Consider the following 15,493-nt stretch of genomic DNA (forward strand, 5'->3'; position numbering starts at 1 on the left):
GGGGCCGCAACATTCCGTACATTCGGCGGGCGACACGACCGCTGGGGGTAGAGATGTTCCTTCGACGGGCGCTGCGGTACCGGTGGGCACAGGCCCTGGTGCTGAGCGGCGTCAGCCTGCTGATCGGCACCTGTGCGGTCTTCGGCCCGTGGTTCGCGCGCGCCGTCGAACAGACGGTGATGACCGAGACACTCTCCAATCAGCGCCTCCCGGCGTCCTGGCTGATCGTCTCTGCCCCCATTCAGCAGACTCCCGGCTGGAAGACCGACCCCGGGAACACCAACCAGGTGCTCGGCCCGGAACAGCTCGACAAGGTACTGCCGGACGATCTCCGGTCGCACTTCACGCCGCCTGTGCACGGGTACTTCAGCGACATCTCGTGGAGTGGCGCGCCGGGCGACGACCAGACGGCCACCCGGCTGCGCTGGCGGGACGGATACTGCGCCCAGCTCACGGTCGTCGAGGGCCGGTGCCCGCAGGCGCCCAACGAGGTGATCGCCTCGGTGGTCGACAAGTCGTTCTGGAAGATCGCCGTCGGCCAGGACCTGCACGCGGCGGCCAGCGACGGTTCGGCCGAACAGTCGCTGAAGGTCGTCGGCTTCTACCGGCCGAAGGATCCGCGCGGCGACTACTGGTTCGGCGACTACCCGATCGGCCACACGCGCAAGCCCACCGACAAGGACCCGGGCTGGGCGAACGAGATGTTCACCGAGCGGACGACGTTCACCGAGGGCGTGAAGTTCACGGCCAAAGCCACGTCGGACACCCGGCCGCTCCCGGGGGTGAATCGGCTCGGGGACCTCGAGCGCCTGCAGGAAGCGACCCGGACGGTCAACGGCAACGCCCAGGAAGCCGGCGTACCTGCAGAGGTGACGACGTCGCTCGCCACTCTGGTCGACCAGATCCAGTCGGAACGTAAGCAGGCGACCACGATCATCCCGCTGGTGATGGTCCAGGTCGCCCTGTTCGCAGTCGTCGTACTGGCGCTTGCACTGGCCGCCGTGGTCGATCAGCGCCGCCCTGAGATCGCGCTGTCGCGGTTGCGTGGTTCGTCGGCGCGCCGTACGCACCGTGCGCTGTCCATCGAACTGGGGCTGCCGGTGCTGGCCGGGACGCTCCTCGGCGGTCTGGTGGGCTTCGCCATCCTGACAGTCGTGCGCGTGACCTGGTTGCGCCACGGCGCTCCGGCTGAGTTGCCGTGGACGGTGCCCGCGGCGCTTGCTGCCGCAACTGTCGTAGCTCTGGTCGTGGTGGTCCTTCAGGTGCGCGGCACCGTACGGCGTCCGATCTCCACGCTCTTGCGCCGCGTGGCGCCCCGCCGGCTCGGGCGGGCCGCGATCGGGTTGGCGGATCTGTGCATCATCGTGTTCGCCGTCGCCGGCCTGTTCGCGGCGCTCACCGGAGACGGGCGCGGACCGCTGCCGGTCCTCACACCGGCCCTGCTCGCGCTCGCGGCCGGGTTGGCGTTCGCACACCTCCTGCTGCCCCTGGCCGGGCTGATCAGCCGCTCTGCGGTACGTCGGGGACGCCTGGGGCTCGCACTTGGTGCGCTGCAGGTCTCTCGTCGTCCCGCGGTGACGCGCATCGTCGCTGCGGTCGCGGTGGCTGCCGCGCTGCTTACCTTCGCCGGTCAGGCAGCCTCGGTCGGTACGCGCAATCGCGACACCCGCTCCGGCTACGAGACCGGCGCCGAGGGCGTACTGAGGATGAACGCGCTGTACTTCGCCGACTTCCTCGGCGCCGTCGACAAGATCGACCCGGACCGGAAGTGGCTGACTCCGGTGGTGATGTCCCGCCCGGGCTCCCCCGACGCGCTGCAGACCGAGATGATCGAGCCGGACAGCTTCCGGCGGATCGCGTACCGCGGCGACGATCTCACGGATGCTGCCGGCTGGCAGGCGCTGAAGGCGCCGAGCAGTCCGGCGCCGATCCAGTTCCGCAGTACGCAGTTGACCGTCACCGTCTCGACCGGGCCGATCAAGGCCAAGGTCGTCAACACCCCGAACGGTGAGCCGATCGGCAACGGCAAGCCGAGCTCCGTCGTCCTGCGCGCAAACCTGGTCAGTCATCGCGACGGCGCTCGGTACCTGGTCTCGTTCCCGGCGCTCACGCTGCCCGCAAACAAGCCCGTCGTGCTGAAGGCACCCGTGGAGTGTCAGGCCGGCTGCGACCTGCTCCGGCTCGGCGTCGGCCGCGAGCCGCTCGACCAGACCGGGCTCGAGGGCGATCTGACCATCAGCAAGCTCTCCAGCGACGACCATCCGAACATCACCCTCGGCACCGCGAACGACTGGAAACCGCTCCAGGTGGTCGGCGCCGGCGAGGGATCGGTCGAGGCCAAGCCCGGTGGATTGTTGACAATCGGATTGCAGAGCTTCGGCAATGACGAGTTCCTGCAGTACGCGACCGTGCCGCCAACGGTGCCGGCGTTCGTCACCCCGGAGTTCCGGTACGACAAGACGAGCACGACCCCGGGCGTCGACAGTTCGCCGATGCTGCTGAACCGGATCGACCGGTTGCGCGCGCCGGTGAACCGGAACGGCGAGCACACCGCCGTCGTCGACCTGGAGACGGTCCGGCGGCTCGGCGGCGCCGTCGACGAGAACGGGACCGACTTCGAGGTCTGGCTGAACAAGGACGGGATGGCGAACCTCGACCCGATCGTCGAGCAGTTCACGAAGGCCGGGATGAACGCCGAGCTCATCGACCGGCGCGACGATCGGATCGCGTCGTACGGACGGTCGGCGAGTGCGCTCGCGCTGCAACTGACGCCGGTCGTCGGCATCGCCGCCTGGGTGCTCGCCATCGTCGTACTGCTGCTGACCGTCGTCACGTCGTGGCGCTCGCGGGCGCAGGACTACGCCAGCCTGCAGCTGACCGGCGTACCGGCGAGTGCGACCGGGCGGGCGGCGCGCTGGGAACAGACCGGGCCCGTGGCCCTCGCCGTCCTGCTCGGAACGGTCTGTGGGTTGATAGGCGCCCGCGTCGCGCTGCCGTTGATTCCACTGTTCGCGAACAGTGACAGCCCGGTGCCACTCGATCTGCACACCAACTGGCCGGTCGCGATCGCGCTCTGGCTGGGCGGTACGGCAATCCTCGCGGCCGCCACCCTCGTCCTCGGCAGCGGCGTCAACCGCAGATCCAGCTACACCCGAATCCGCGAGGAACTGACATGAGTGGGCTAGCGATCAGCACCACCGGGCTCGTGCACATCTATCGGGCGCACGGGCATGATGTTGCGGCTCTTTCGGGGATCGGGATCTCGGTGCGGCCGGGAGAGCTCGTCGGGCTGCTCGGTCCGTCCGGAGCCGGCAAGTCGACGCTGCTGCAGCTTTGCGGTGGCCTGCTCACCCCGAGCGCGGGGCGGTTGCAGATCGGCGAGCACAACGTCGCCACGATGACCGAGACCGAGCTCGACCGGATGCGCTCCGGCGACGTCGGCATCGTGCTGCAGGGCGCCGGCCGGAACCTGATCCCGTACCTGACGCCGGCCGAGAACATCAAGTACGCGCAGCAGGCGGCGCCGGCGGACCGCGATCTGCCCGCGCCGGAGACGATCCTCGAACTCGTTGGCCTGGGCAACCATGCGTCCACCGAGCTGACCCAGCTGACTCCTGGCCAGGTGCAGCTCTGCGCGGTCGCCGTCGGCATCGCCACGCTCCCCGGCCTCCTGCTCGCCGACGAACCGACCAGTCAGCTCGACCACCACGCCCGCGACGAAGTGCTCGCGGCACTCCGTACGATCAACCGCGAGACCGGGATGACAGTACTGCTCGTCACCCACGACCCCGAGGTCGCCGCGACCCTCCCCCGGACGATCACGATCCGCGACGGCCGGATCGCCTCCGAGGGACGATCCGGTGAGGAGTACGCCGTGGTCGCCGTCGACGGATCGTTGCCGCTGCCGCCGCACGTGGCCGAACTGCTGCCGGCCGGCACGCTCGTCCAGGTCACCACCGACAACGGCGAGATCCGGCTCACCCCGGTGCAGCAGGAGGGCGAGCAATGATCACGTTGAGCCAGGTGACGGTGCGGTACGGCGAGCTGACCGCCGTGTCCGACGTGTCGTTCACGGTGCCGCCCGGGTTCGTGCTCGCGGTCAGCGGACCGTCCGGCGCCGGGAAGAGTTCGTTGCTGTGGGCAATCGCCGGCGCGGTGCCGCTGGCGGAGGGTCAGGTGGAGGTCGACGGGTTGGTGATCAAGGATCGCCCGGCCGCAGCCCAGCACGGCGTCGTACTGATCCCGCAGGGCAACGGACTGGCCCGCGTGCTGACTGCGCGAGAGAACCTGTCGATCCCCTTGCTCGCAGCAAGCAAGCCGGGCGAGGACGTGGATCGGCGGATCCAGCAGGCACTCAAAGGTGTCGGGCTGGAGGAGAGTGGCGACCACCTGGTCGAAGAGCTTTCCGGTGGCGAGCAGCAGCGCGTCGCGGTGGCGCGCGGCATCGCCCAGCAGGGCCGCGTGATCCTCGCCGACGAGTCCACCAGCGAGCTCGACAGCACCAACCGCGAACGCGTCCTCGACCTGCTCCACGAGGAGGCCCGCCGCGGCGCCGCCGTCGTGATCGCCACCCACGACCCGAACGTCGCCGAGAGCGCCGACGGCCACGCAGTAATGGACGAAGGCCACCTCACCTGGCTACGGCGTCTGTAGCAGAACCACGGTTAACCACAACCCGGTAAAATCGATCTATGGCGGAGAAGAAGCAGCAGCTGACCGACGAGGAGATCGAGGCAGCGATCGAAGGCGCGACCGCGGGCCACCGGCTGGCCGAGCACGAGCCCGACGAGGAATCGGTTGAGATCGCCCGCCGCCAGCTCCGCGGCGAGATCACCGCCGACGAGGCCGTCCAGCAAGAGATCAAGCGCACGCTGGACGAGTTCAAGCGCGACTGATGGCGAAGTACGACGACTACACCTACCCGAACTCAACCGTCCTGCGGAACAAGTTCGGCCTGCAGGACCCGATCCAGGCGCACACGATGGAGACCCGCCTCGCGTACCAGCGGGTCGCCGAACTGGCCCAGCACCCGGTACAGGGCAACTACGACCTGAAGCATCTGCTGGAAATCAACGGCCGCACCCTGCAGGACATGTACGACTGGGCGGGCAAGCTGCGCGACGCGCCGACCCAGACCGCGGTTGTCGGGCTGCCGCACTGCCTGCCGGAGAACCTGCAGCAGGAAGCGGACCGGATCTTCGGCGATCTTCGGCGCGACGATCTCCTGCAGGGCAAGAGCGACGCTGAGTTCACCGACCGGCTTGCGTACCACTGGGGTGAGCTGACCGCCTTGCACCCCTCATTGGACGGCAACACCCGAAGCCAGCGGGTTTTCATGGACCAGTTGACCCGGTCGACCGGCCGGTCGATCGACTGGGCGGCCGTCAACCAGAACATCGAGGCCTTCAAGTACGGCCGCCTGTACGCCCACGCGAGGGCCGACCACGGCCCGCTCCGAGACCAACTGGCCAAGGTGATTCGTCCGGGCGTCCGAGAGACCGGCGGCATCGAGCTTGCCGGCCCTGCGGTCGATCCTGTGGTCGCGAAGGCGGCGCTGTCGGGGCTGCCGTCGCCCGGATCACCAGCTTCCGGGACGACTTCTGTCGCGACGAAGCACGATGCCGCGAAGGACGGCCCCCGCGGGTACGAGAAAGGTTAGACGTCCAGCTTCACTGGGGTGCTTGGCGGGCCGGTGGAGAGCAGGCGGTCTAGCAGGGCAGGGAGGTTGCGAGGGCCGAAGCGGCCGTCGTAGGCGGCCAGTTCGTCCCGGGTCCACCAGCGGAGCGCGTGGACGTTTTCGGCGCGCAGTTCCTCCGCGCTGAGCGAGCCCGCGGGCGTGAAGTGCTTGGTACGGATCAGGAAGGTGTCGTTGAGGACGCCGTCGTAGCCCGCGGCGTGGCCCTCGGCAACCATCTCCTCGTGCCACAGGTGCGGCGGATCGGCGAAATCCGACAACCCGACCTCCTCGACGAGTTCGCGGCGCAGTCCCTCGAGGATCGTCTCGCCGGCCTCCAGGCCACCACCAGGTGTCGTCCACAGCGGCCCGTCGGCGAACTCGAACCGGACCAGCAACACCCGGTCCTCCTCGTCGAGGATCAGGCCGCGCGCGGCCGGCCGCAGCAACGGCACCTTGAGCTCGACCTCGCGGTTCTGCTCGACGGCACGGAAGCCGAAGCGCCCGTTGACCTTGCGCATCGGCGCGTTCGTCAGCGCCGTCCAGGTGTGCAGGAAGCGTTGCGTCGTACGGTGCTCGGCCAACTGCTCGAGGTTCGCGAGCTTCAGGAACGTACCGAGGTTGTGACCCCGATGGTCGCGCAGTACGAGTGTGTCGTCCTGCTGCGCGTTCTCGATGTCGCCCCGCGACAGGTAGATCAGCGTGTACCCGGCCGGCTGATCGTCCAGGGTGTGCGCCATCGTGACGAGAGCGAGGTGGGTCCGGTCGATCCGCGCCTCGCTCGCCTCGAGCTTCTCCACCGTCCACGGCACGACCTCGCGCGTCATGCCACCGGTCGGCACGTCGAGGTCCATCGCGGTGTGCAGGTCCGCGTACGCCTGCTGATGCTCCGGCGGACACAACCCCGCCCAGGACGTCAGCCGGTACCCGTCGAGACGCCCGGCCTCCGATCGCAGCTCCTCGAGCCGCAACTCGTCGTACGGCAGCGGGACGACGAGGTGGTCCTCGACGTGCTCCACCTGGAACCCGAGCCGCTCCGCGAAAGCCGCACCAGGCGCCGGATCCGCGGGAACCGCGAGCTCCGCCTGCACGATCGTCCGGCCGAGCTGCGCGGACCGGGTGACTGCCCACTGCCACAGCGCGGTACCGATCCCCCGCCGCCGATGCGCGGGCGGTACGTCGATCTCCACCTCGATCGCGTCGAGGTTGTCGGCCAGCCGGTACTCGAAGAGCATCGCGCCGAGCACCCGGTCGTCCTCGAACGCACCGACCGCGATCCGGGTCTTCAACGGGCCGGGATTGCGCAGTGAGTACCCGAGGGCCTCGCGGGCGGCTACCAGCGGGGCCTCCCGCCCGGCGACAGCGCCGGCCCGGAAGGCGTCGTACCACTCGTCGAACAAGGCCAGGTCGGCCGGATCGATCTCGCGAATGCTGATCACCCGGCCGACCCAACCAAACAATCGGGTCAGTACGCCAGTTGTTAAACCGGCGCGACCTTGCCCTGGTACATGTACATGATCACGAAGTTGTCCGCGTACGGCGCGTTCTTCAGGATCGGGTCGTCGTCGGCCGGGAACTTCGCCACCCGCTTGCCCTCGAGCGCGGGGTTGTTCCCGTAGCGCTCCCAGAGCGGGATGATCGGCAGCAGTTCGTTGAAGGCCAGCGCCGCGGCGGTGACGTTCTTCTTCTGCTCGTCGAGGTTCAGGCCCTGCGCGGACTTGTCCACCACGGACTGCAGGTCGATCGGACCGGCCGTGGTGGTCTGCTTGAGCGGGAAGTTCATGCCCTTGCCGCCGGAGTTCGCGGCCGTCACGTAGTTGAACGTGTACAGGTCCTGGACGAACGCGAAGTACGGGTGCGGGTGGTTCGAGGCGCCCCAGGTCTGGATCGCGAAGTCGAACTTGCCGGCCAGCACGTCGGGGTTCAGCTGGGTGAAGGTGATACCCCGCTTGGTGATGTTGAAGCCGAACTTGTTCAGCTGGTCGGCCGCGTTGGTGGCGGCCGGGTTCCAGTCCGCGAACTCGGTCGGGAACTTGATGTCGTACGCGGCCGGCTTGCCGTTCGGCAGCATCCACTTGCCACCGGTCTTCTTCCAGCCCGCTGCCTGCAGCAGTGACGTGGCCTTGGCCTCGTCCTTGTCATAGGCCTGGAGCTTCTTCTGGTCGGCGTCGGAGATCCAGTCCGGGACCGAGATGTCGGAGAAACCGGCCATGAACTTGCACGGCTTGCCCGAGTCGCCGAGCGCGACGGTGCCGTTCTCGGCCCGGTCCAGGATGTACGCCATCGCCTGCCGGACCCGGACGTCCGCGAGCTCCGGGTGGGCGGTGTAGTTGAACACCAGCGCCGGGCCCGAGTACACCGGCGGCCGGAGGATCCGGAACCCACTGGACTGCAGGGTCTTCTCGGTGGCCACCGCGAATCCGTGGGTGGCGTAGTCGACGTCCTTGTTCAGCACGACCGGCGTGACGTCGGACGTCTCACCGTTGTACAGGACGACCTTGGTGAACGCGATCTTGTCCGCGAACAGGCCCTTGTCGTTCTTGACCAGCGTCATCTGCGCGTTGGTCATGCTCTTCGGGTCGAAATTGAACGGACCGGAGACGACCGGGTTCTCCGGACGGAACTTCTGGAAGTCACCGTTCAGCGCCTTGCCTTCGGCGCTGTCCAGGCTGGTCTTGGCCTTGCGCATCGTCTCGGCCTTGGTCGCCCACTCGCCGTACACCGCGTCCGGCATGATCGGCGCGCGCAGGATGTAGCGCTCCAGCACGGTGGACGGCGTACCGATGGTGAACGTCACCGTGGTGTCGTCCTTGGCGCTCACGTCGGACAGGAACGTCCAGGACTGCTGGCGCATCAGCCAGTGCAGGTTGAACGTCGACACGACGTCCTTGGCGGTCACCGGCTTGCCGTCGCTCCAGGTCAGCCCGGAGCGCAGCTTCATCGTGTAGGTCTTGGTCGCCTCGTCCAGCGTGCCGGACTCGGCCATCATCCATTCCCACTTCTTGTCCGCCCAGTAGTACATACCACCGCTCGGGTAGACCAGGTCGAGGTACGGACTCTGCTGCTGGATGCCGTCGGTGACACCGGCGGCCAGGTTGTAGTGGCCCTTCGGCGGCAACTGGTACGGGTACGCGCCGTGGAACTCCTTGCTGGCGTTGCTGCCGCCGCCCCCGCTGGAGTTCGGTTTGCTCGGCGAGCACGCCTCCAGTGACCCGATGCCGGCCACGCCGACACCGGCGATGCCGAACAACTGGAGCACGTTGCGGCGGGAGATGGCGTTGGTTCGGGCGCTCGCGCCCGATCCGTTGGTGCCGGAATCATTGGTGCCGGTGGGACTCATCCTTAGTCCTTTCTGGACTGACCACACGCCCATGTCTGGTCAGGTACTGCTGGTGGAATTAACTACCGCCCTCGCGTTTTTCCCGGCGCCGGGTGATGACCACGCCGACGACGACCACCAGGCCCAGTAACAGGCCCAAACACAAGGTGAACAAGGTGACGACGAACTCCGGGGTGCCCGGCGTCAGGGTGAGCAGCAGGACCCCGCTGGACAGCACCAGGAACGCTGCCCAGCCGAGCGCCGCCCGGCCGATCTGAGGGCCCATCAGGCCCCCGGCTCATCCGGCTGCTTCTCTTCACGGAGTCCGTCCCGGACGCCGTCGCGGGCGACCACGTGGCAGGCCGCGGACTGACCGGAGCGAATCTCGATGAGCTCGGGGATCTTCCCGTCGCACAGCCCGTCCTCGAACTGCGGGCAGCGCGGATGGAACGAGCACCCGGACGGCAGGTTCGCCAGGCTCGGGATCTCCAGGCTGCGCAGGGATTCCCGGCCCTTGGTCTTGGTCAGGTCCGGGTCCGGCTCCGGGATCGCGTCGATCAGCGCCCGGGTGTACGGGTGCGTCGGCGCGTTGATGATCTTCGGGGTCGGGCCGAACTCGACGATCCGGCCGAGGTACATGACCGCGGTCTTACCGCGCCAGCCGAAGTACTTGGCGATCGCCAGGTCGTGCGTGATGAACAGGAACCCGACGCCGAGGTCGTCGCGCAGCCGGCCGAGCATCGCGAGCACACTGATCCGGATCGACACGTCCAGCATCGACGTGGACTCGTCCGCGATGATCAGCTTCGGGTCCAGGGTCAGCGCACGGGCGACCGCGACTCGTTGCCGCTGGCCACCGGACAGCTGGTGCGGGTACTTCGGCAGGTAGTTCTCGGCGGGGCTCAGGTCGACCTTGGTGAGCAGCTCGGCCGCCTTCTCCGCGGCCTCCTTCTTGGTCTTCACGACGCCGTGCTTGAGCAGCGGTGCGGTGATCGTCTGCTGGACCGTCCGGGTCGGGTTCAGCGACGCGTACGGGTCCTGGTGGACGTACTGCACGCTGCGCCGGAACGTGGTGAAGTCGTTGCGCTTCATCGACCAGATGTCGGTCCCGTCGTACGCGACCTGCCCGCTGGTCGGCCGCGCGAGGCCGGCCGCCATCCGGGCCGCCGTCGTCTTCCCGGAACCGCTCTCGCCGACCAGGCAGAGCACCTCGCCGGGGTTCACCGACAGGTCGATGTTGTCCACGGCGCGGATCGGCCCGGCCTTGGTGTCGAACACCTGGCTGACGCCGCCGAGCGTCATCAACGGCGTCCGTCCGGCCTGCGGCGACTCCTCCAGTGCACTCATGATGCCGTCCCCAGAGTCTCGGTCGGCGCCTCGCGCTCGAGGTGCACGTCCTTGGAATGGATGCAGGCCACGTCGTGCGCGTCGCCGGCTTCGTCGGTGATCGGGATCAGCGGCGGGTCCTCCTCGCGGCACGCGTCGGTCACGTACTTGCAGCGCGGCGCGAACGTACACCCCTTCGGCAGCGCGGCGAGGCTCGGCGGGCCGCCCGGGATCGACTCGAGATCAGGAAGGTCACCGACGATCGGCGGTACGGCCTTGATCAGGCCGAGCGTGTACGGGTGCCGGGGCCGGTAGAACAGGTCCCGGACGCCACCGGTCTCGACGATCCGGCCCGCGTACATGGTGGCGACCCGATCGGCCAGCTCGGCGGCCAGCGAGAGGTCGTGCGAGATGAAGATCATCGAGAACCCGAGCCGGTCGCGGACCTCGTGCAGTACGTCGACGACGGACCGCTGGGTGAGGATGTCGAGCGCGGTGGTCGGCTCGTCGAGGATCAGGACCTCGGGCTCGAGCAGCAGGCTCATCGCGATCAGTACGCGCTGCCGCATGCCGCCGGAGAGCTCGTGCGGGTAGCTGTCCATCACCCGCGTGGGCTCGAGCCGGACCAGCCGGAGCAGCTCGCCGGCCCGGTCCTCGATCTCCTGCTTGCTCGCCTTGGTGTGCGCGCGCATCGTGTCGTGCATGTGCGCGCGGATCTTCAGTACCGGGTTGAACGCGTTCATCGCACCCTGGAAGACCATCGCGGCGTCCCGCCAGCGGAACTGCCGCAGATCCCGGCCGTCCAGGCCGAGGACGTCGATCTCGGTGCCGTCACCGCGGTTGAAAGTCACCTTGCCGCTGGCGTGGCCGAGCCGCGGCAGCAACCGCAGCAGGCCGAGCCCGAACGTCGTCTTGCCGCAGCCGCTCTCCCCCACCAGCGCGAGGCTCTCGCCGGGGAACAGGTCGAGGTCGATCCCGCGGACCGCCTGTACGGTCGCACCGGATCCGGTCCGGTACTCGACCTTGAAGTCGCGAACCGACAGCAGCGGCTTGCCCTGGCTGCCGCGCTTGGCGCGCTCGCTCGAGGAAACAGTCGTCATCTCGCTCACCGGTCCCGGAGTCGCGGGTTGAGGATCTCTTCGAGGGATCTCGTCATCATCACCAGTCCGAGCAGCAGCAGGATGATCGCGACGATCGGGCTGAGGATCCAGGCCAGGCTCGCGTCGTTGAAGATGGCGCCGGCGATCCAGGCGCGGTTCAGCATGATGCCCCAGTTCGAGCCGGTCAGCGGCGCGAGGCCGAGCAGGTACAGGCCGACCAGCTGATAGATCGCGTTCGTGACGCCGATCATGAAGTTCATCAGGATGAAGCTGGCCATGTTCGGGAGGATCTCGACGAACACCACCCGGACGGTGCCGAGGTCGAGCAGCCGGGCGGCCTCGACGAACTCGCGTTCCTTCAGCGAGAACACCTGGGCCCGGACCGCGCGGGTCAGCACCGGCCAGGACAGGCCGCCGACGAGCAGCGCCAGCAGGATCGGCGAGTCCAGCTTGAAGAACGCGCCGAGGACGGCGAGCAGCACGATCTGCGGGACGGTGAGGACGACGTCCGCGGCGGTCACGACGACCGAGTCGACCCAGCCGCCGAGGTACGCGGCCAGCGAGCCGAGCACGATCGCCAGCGCGGTCGAGATCGCGGCGGCGACGAAGCCGACGAAGATCACCGTCCGGCCGCCGCCGATCATCTGGATCAGGACGTCCTTGCCCTCGTTGTCGGTGCCGAGCAGGTGCCCGGGCGAGCCGGCCGGGAGCAGGATCTCCTTGACGTTCGGCGCGACGTCGGGGAGGAAGAACGGCACGATCGCCGTGACCAGGACGAGCAGCGCGACGATCACGAACCCGATGAACCCGGCCGGGCTGCGGCGCAGCGACCGCAGGATGCCGGCGAACCTGGAGACACCCGTGGTACCGATCGAGGTGACGGGAATGGTGGCCTCGGTCATCTCGTCACCCCTTGCCCTTGCCCTGGACCCGGATCCGCGGATCCAGCCTGCTGTACAGCACGTCGGCGAGCAGGTTCGCGAGCACGACCGAGATCGTGACGACCAGGAAGATCCCTTGCAGTACGGCGTAGTCGCGGCCGTTCACCGCGTTGTACAGGCTGAACCCGATGCCCTGGTAGCCGAAGATCCGCTCGACGAAGATCGAGCCGCCGACGACGAACCCGAGCGACACCGCGAGCTGGCTGAACAGGGGCAGGACGGCGTTCCGGCCGACGTACCCGGTCCGGATCCGGGAGTCCGACAGGCCGCGGGCCCGGGCCACCGTCACGTAGTCCTCGCCGAGGGTCTCCACCGTCGACGACTTCATCACCAGCGCCCAGGAGCCGACCGTGGTCAGCGCATAGGCGAGGATCGGTAGGAACGCGTGGTAGAAGATGTCGTTCAGGAAGCTCAGACTGAACGACGGTGTGACGCCCGGCGTGTACGAGCCACGGGCCTGGGTGAGGTCGAAGAGCTGCAGCTTCACCCCGAGGAAGACCACGATCAGGATCGCCAGGATGTAGTTCGGGATCGCATGCAGCAGCGAGCCGATCGACGTCAGCAGGTGATCGATCCAGCTCTCGCGGCGGTACGCCATGATCATCCCGGCAGCGATGCCGATGATGAAGCTGAACACGGTGGCGACGCCGACCGAGAACAGCGTCCACGGCAGGTAGGTCTTCACCACCGAGGCCACCGACGTGCCCGGCGACAGCAACGAGTTGCCGAAGTCCCCGTGCAGCATGTTGACCATGTAGTGCACGTACTGCACGATCAACGGCTCGTTCGGGTCCAGCGAGAACAGGTTCTTCGCCTGCGCCGCGGCCGCCTCGTACGAGATACCGGTCTGCGCGATCTGCGTCTGGATATAGGTGTCGACCGGGTTACCGGGCAACAATCGCACCAGGAAGAACGTACCGGTGGTGACGAGGAAGACGGTCAGGACCGCCTTCAGCACCCTTCGGACCAGCCAAGCGTTGAAGAACCGCCGTACGGCCGAGGGTCTCGGTTCGACGGCCGGTCCTTCGATCAGCTTCGCCGCGGACGTGTCGACCGCACCGCTCACTGCTCACCTCCACGCGACTGCCAGGGAAAGTCGGTGGCGCAGACCCCTTCTCAGCTAAGACTTAGTAACACTGTCTTGCAAGGATCTGCGCATAGTGACGACAGTGTGCGCAACCTCAGTCACCGAGTCAACGACTTGAGGCAACGTTGAGACAACGTTGCGGACCGTGACGCAACGGTACCGGGGAGTACAGGAAATGCCCGCCTCCGACACGGAGGCGGGCATTGCGCTGGTCAGATTCCAGCAGGGTCAGCGCGTGGCGCGGTTGACAGCCGAGACGACCGCCTTCAGCGACGCAGTGAGAATGTTGGCGTCGCGGCCGACGCCCCAGAACACCTCGTCACCGACCTCGCACTCGACATACGCGGCGGCCAGGGCGTCGCCGCCGGCCGAGAGCGCGTGCTCGTGGTAGTCCAGCACCCTGACGTCGTACTTCAGCGGCTGCAGGGCGTCCACGAACGCGGAGACCGGACCGTTGCCCTCGCCAACGAGCTCGTGCGGCACGCCACCGGCATAGACCTGAACCCGCAGCTGGTCGCCGTGTCCCTCGCCGGACGTCGAGTTGACGGTCAGCAGCGACAGCTTGCCGGGCGCCAGGTACTCGGCCGCGAAGATGTCCCACATCACCTGCGGGCCGACCTCGCCGCCCTCGTTGTCGGTGTGCTGCTGGATCACCCGGCTGAACTCGATCTGCAGTCGGCGCGGCAGGTCGAGCCGGTGCTCGGACTTCATGATGTACGCGACGCCGCCCTTGCCGGACTGCGAGTTGACCCGGATCACGGCCTCGTAGCTGCGGCCGACGTCCTTCGGGTCGATCGGCAGGTACGGCGCCTCCCAGGCGATCTCGGAGACCGGGCGGCCCTCGGCCGCGGCCTGCTTGTCCAGCGCCTCCAGGCCCTTCTTGATCGCGTCCTGGTGGGAGCCGGAGAAAGCGGTGTAGACCAGGTCGCCGGCGTACGGCTGACGCTCCGGGACGCGCATCTGCGTGCAGTACTCGACCGTACGGCGGATCTCGTCGATGTCGGAGAAGTCGATCTGCGGGTCGATGCCCTGGCTGAACAGGTTCATCCCCAGGGTGACCAGGTCGACGTTGCCGGTCCGCTCGCCGTGGCCGAACAGGCAGCCCTCGACGCGGTCCGCGCCGGCCATCAGCGCCAGCTCGGTCGCCGCCACGGCGGTCCCGCGGTCGTTGTGCGGGTGCAGGCTGATCGTGCTGTGCTCGCGGCGGGTCAGGTTCCGGCCGAACCACTCGATCTGGTCGGCGTACACGTTCGGGGTGCACATCTCGACCGTGGCCGGCAGGTTCAGGATGATCTCGCGGCCCTCGGCGGGCTGCCAGACGTCGCTGACCGCCTCGCACACCTCGAGCGCGAACTCCAGCTCGGTGCCGGTGAAGATCTCCGGGCTGTACTGGTACCCGAACTCGCAGTCGCCGAGGATCTCGTCGGCGTACTTCATCACGGTCTCGGTGCCCCGCACGGCAATGGTGCGGCACTCGGCCTTGTCGACGTTGAACACCACCCGGCGGAACAGCGGAGCGGTCGCGTTGTACAGGTGGATGGTGGCCTTCGGCGAGCCCTGCAGCGACTGGACGGTGCGCTCGATCAGCTCCTCGCGGGCCTGGGTCAGCACCGAGATCGTCACGTCGTCGGGGATCACGTCGTCCTCGATCAGGCTCCGGACGAAGTCGAAGTCGTACTGGCTGGCGCTCGGGAAACCGACCTCGATCTCCTTGTAGCCCATCTTCACCAGCAGGTCGAACATCCGCCGCTTGCGGGCCGGCGACATCGGCTCGACAAGCGCCTGGTTGCCGTCGCGAAGATCCGTGGACAGCCAGCGCGGCGTGTGGTCGACGGCGCCCGCCGGCCAGGTGCGGTCCGGCAGGTCGATCGGCGGGAACGCGTGGTAGCGGTGGATCGGCAGGGTGGACGGCTGCTGGACAGGCTTGGGCTGGTTCTTCGGTGCCACGATGTTCTCCTCGAGGGATGCGCTGTACTGCTCAGGGTCGCTGGACGACCGGCTGTACGACGAAACTCCGCGGCGAGGAAAACCGGCCTTGTCAGGCCT

General features: G+C 67.9%; 13 protein-coding genes. 5 read left to right on the forward strand and 8 right to left on the reverse strand.

Annotated features, from left to right (window positions below):
- Window positions 1-53: 53 nt before the first annotated feature.
- From ACGFI6_RS01015 to ACGFI6_RS01035, 5 genes are read left to right on the forward strand one after another with little or no spacing between them, the layout of a single operon-like run.
- Window positions 54-3,176 carry an FtsX-like permease family protein gene (locus ACGFI6_RS01015; protein WP_393114146.1) on the forward strand — a complete coding sequence of 1,041 codons (3,123 nt, stop codon included), beginning with the start codon at window positions 54-56 and terminating at the stop codon, window positions 3,174-3,176.
- On the forward strand, window positions 3,173-4,009 hold the full coding sequence (locus ACGFI6_RS01020; RefSeq protein WP_393114149.1) for an ABC transporter ATP-binding protein: 837 nt from the start codon (window positions 3,173-3,175) through the stop codon (window positions 4,007-4,009). Before ACGFI6_RS01015 ends, ACGFI6_RS01020 begins: the two co-directional genes overlap by 4 nt.
- Window positions 4,006-4,653, forward strand: a complete 648-nt coding sequence (locus tag ACGFI6_RS01025) for an ABC transporter ATP-binding protein (protein WP_393114152.1) — start codon at window positions 4,006-4,008, stop codon at window positions 4,651-4,653. The genes ACGFI6_RS01020 and ACGFI6_RS01025 overlap by 4 nt, the downstream gene beginning before the upstream one ends.
- A gap of 38 nt (window positions 4,654-4,691) precedes the next feature.
- Window positions 4,692-4,895 carry an antitoxin VbhA family protein gene (locus ACGFI6_RS01030; RefSeq protein ID WP_393114155.1) on the forward strand — a complete coding sequence of 68 codons (204 nt, stop codon included), beginning with the start codon at window positions 4,692-4,694 and terminating at the stop codon, window positions 4,893-4,895.
- The gene (locus tag ACGFI6_RS01035) at window positions 4,895-5,659 is read left to right on the forward strand and encodes a Fic/DOC family protein (RefSeq protein ID WP_393114158.1); all 765 of its coding nucleotides are present in this window, start codon (window positions 4,895-4,897) and stop codon (window positions 5,657-5,659) included. The genes ACGFI6_RS01030 and ACGFI6_RS01035 overlap by 1 nt, the downstream gene beginning before the upstream one ends.
- On the opposite strand, the gene ACGFI6_RS01040 is transcribed toward ACGFI6_RS01035, so the two are convergent.
- From ACGFI6_RS01040 to leuA, 8 genes are all read right to left on the reverse strand, one after another.
- A complete protein-coding gene (locus tag ACGFI6_RS01040) occupies window positions 5,656-7,113 on the reverse strand; it encodes a GNAT family N-acetyltransferase (RefSeq protein ID WP_393114160.1) in 1,458 nt (485 codons plus the stop codon). The genes ACGFI6_RS01035 and ACGFI6_RS01040 overlap by 4 nt on opposite strands.
- A gap of 41 nt (window positions 7,114-7,154) precedes the next feature.
- Window positions 7,155-9,014 (reverse strand): ABC transporter substrate-binding protein, encoded by a 1,860-nt coding sequence (locus tag ACGFI6_RS01045; RefSeq protein WP_393114163.1) that lies wholly within the window; start codon window positions 9,012-9,014, stop codon window positions 7,155-7,157.
- Between the two features lie 58 nt (window positions 9,015-9,072).
- Window positions 9,073-9,279, reverse strand: a complete 207-nt coding sequence (locus ACGFI6_RS01050) for a hypothetical protein (RefSeq protein WP_393114165.1) — start codon at window positions 9,277-9,279, stop codon at window positions 9,073-9,075.
- Window positions 9,279-10,340 (reverse strand): ABC transporter ATP-binding protein, encoded by a 1,062-nt coding sequence (locus ACGFI6_RS01055; RefSeq protein ID WP_393114167.1) that lies wholly within the window; start codon window positions 10,338-10,340, stop codon window positions 9,279-9,281. Before ACGFI6_RS01055 ends, ACGFI6_RS01050 begins: the two co-directional genes overlap by 1 nt.
- Complete coding sequence (locus ACGFI6_RS01060; RefSeq protein WP_393114169.1) at window positions 10,337-11,419, reverse strand: ABC transporter ATP-binding protein; 1,083 nt, start codon at window positions 11,417-11,419, stop codon at window positions 10,337-10,339. The genes ACGFI6_RS01055 and ACGFI6_RS01060 overlap by 4 nt, the downstream gene beginning before the upstream one ends.
- Before the next feature lie 5 nt (window positions 11,420-11,424).
- On the reverse strand, window positions 11,425-12,321 hold the full coding sequence (locus ACGFI6_RS01065; protein WP_393114171.1) for an ABC transporter permease: 897 nt from the start codon (window positions 12,319-12,321) through the stop codon (window positions 11,425-11,427).
- Between the two features lie 4 nt (window positions 12,322-12,325).
- Entirely contained in the window at window positions 12,326-13,426 is a 1,101-nt protein-coding gene (locus ACGFI6_RS01070; RefSeq protein ID WP_393114174.1) for an ABC transporter permease, read from the reverse strand.
- 249 nt (window positions 13,427-13,675) lie between these two features.
- The gene (gene leuA, locus ACGFI6_RS01075) at window positions 13,676-15,394 is read right to left on the reverse strand and encodes a 2-isopropylmalate synthase (RefSeq protein ID WP_393114176.1); all 1,719 of its coding nucleotides are present in this window, start codon (window positions 15,392-15,394) and stop codon (window positions 13,676-13,678) included.
- Window positions 15,395-15,493: the final 99 nt, after the last annotated feature.

It is taken from the genome of Kribbella sp. NPDC048928 (assembly GCF_043197975.1).
GTDB lineage: Bacteria > Actinomycetota > Actinomycetes > Propionibacteriales > Kribbellaceae > Kribbella.

What these genes read in the sequence shown, in the direction of transcription:
- ACGFI6_RS01065 (WP_393114171.1), bottom strand. Translation starts at nt 12,321, where the DNA reads ATGACCGAGGCCACCATTCCCGTCACCTCGATCGGTACCACGGGTGTC.
- ACGFI6_RS01035 (WP_393114158.1), top strand. Translation starts at nt 4,895, where the DNA reads ATGGCGAAGTACGACGACTACACCTACCCGAACTCAACCGTCCTGCGG.
- ACGFI6_RS01030 (WP_393114155.1), top strand. Translation starts at nt 4,692, where the DNA reads ATGGCGGAGAAGAAGCAGCAGCTGACCGACGAGGAGATCGAGGCAGCG.
- ACGFI6_RS01020 (WP_393114149.1), top strand. Translation starts at nt 3,173, where the DNA reads ATGAGTGGGCTAGCGATCAGCACCACCGGGCTCGTGCACATCTATCGG.
- ACGFI6_RS01055 (WP_393114167.1), bottom strand. Translation starts at nt 10,340, where the DNA reads ATGAGTGCACTGGAGGAGTCGCCGCAGGCCGGACGGACGCCGTTGATG.
- ACGFI6_RS01015 (WP_393114146.1), top strand. Translation starts at nt 54, where the DNA reads ATGTTCCTTCGACGGGCGCTGCGGTACCGGTGGGCACAGGCCCTGGTG.
- ACGFI6_RS01050 (WP_393114165.1), bottom strand. Translation starts at nt 9,279, where the DNA reads ATGGGCCCTCAGATCGGCCGGGCGGCGCTCGGCTGGGCAGCGTTCCTG.
- ACGFI6_RS01045 (WP_393114163.1), bottom strand. Translation starts at nt 9,014, where the DNA reads ATGAGTCCCACCGGCACCAATGATTCCGGCACCAACGGATCGGGCGCG.
- ACGFI6_RS01025 (WP_393114152.1), top strand. Translation starts at nt 4,006, where the DNA reads ATGATCACGTTGAGCCAGGTGACGGTGCGGTACGGCGAGCTGACCGCC.
- ACGFI6_RS01060 (WP_393114169.1), bottom strand. Translation starts at nt 11,419, where the DNA reads ATGACGACTGTTTCCTCGAGCGAGCGCGCCAAGCGCGGCAGCCAGGGC.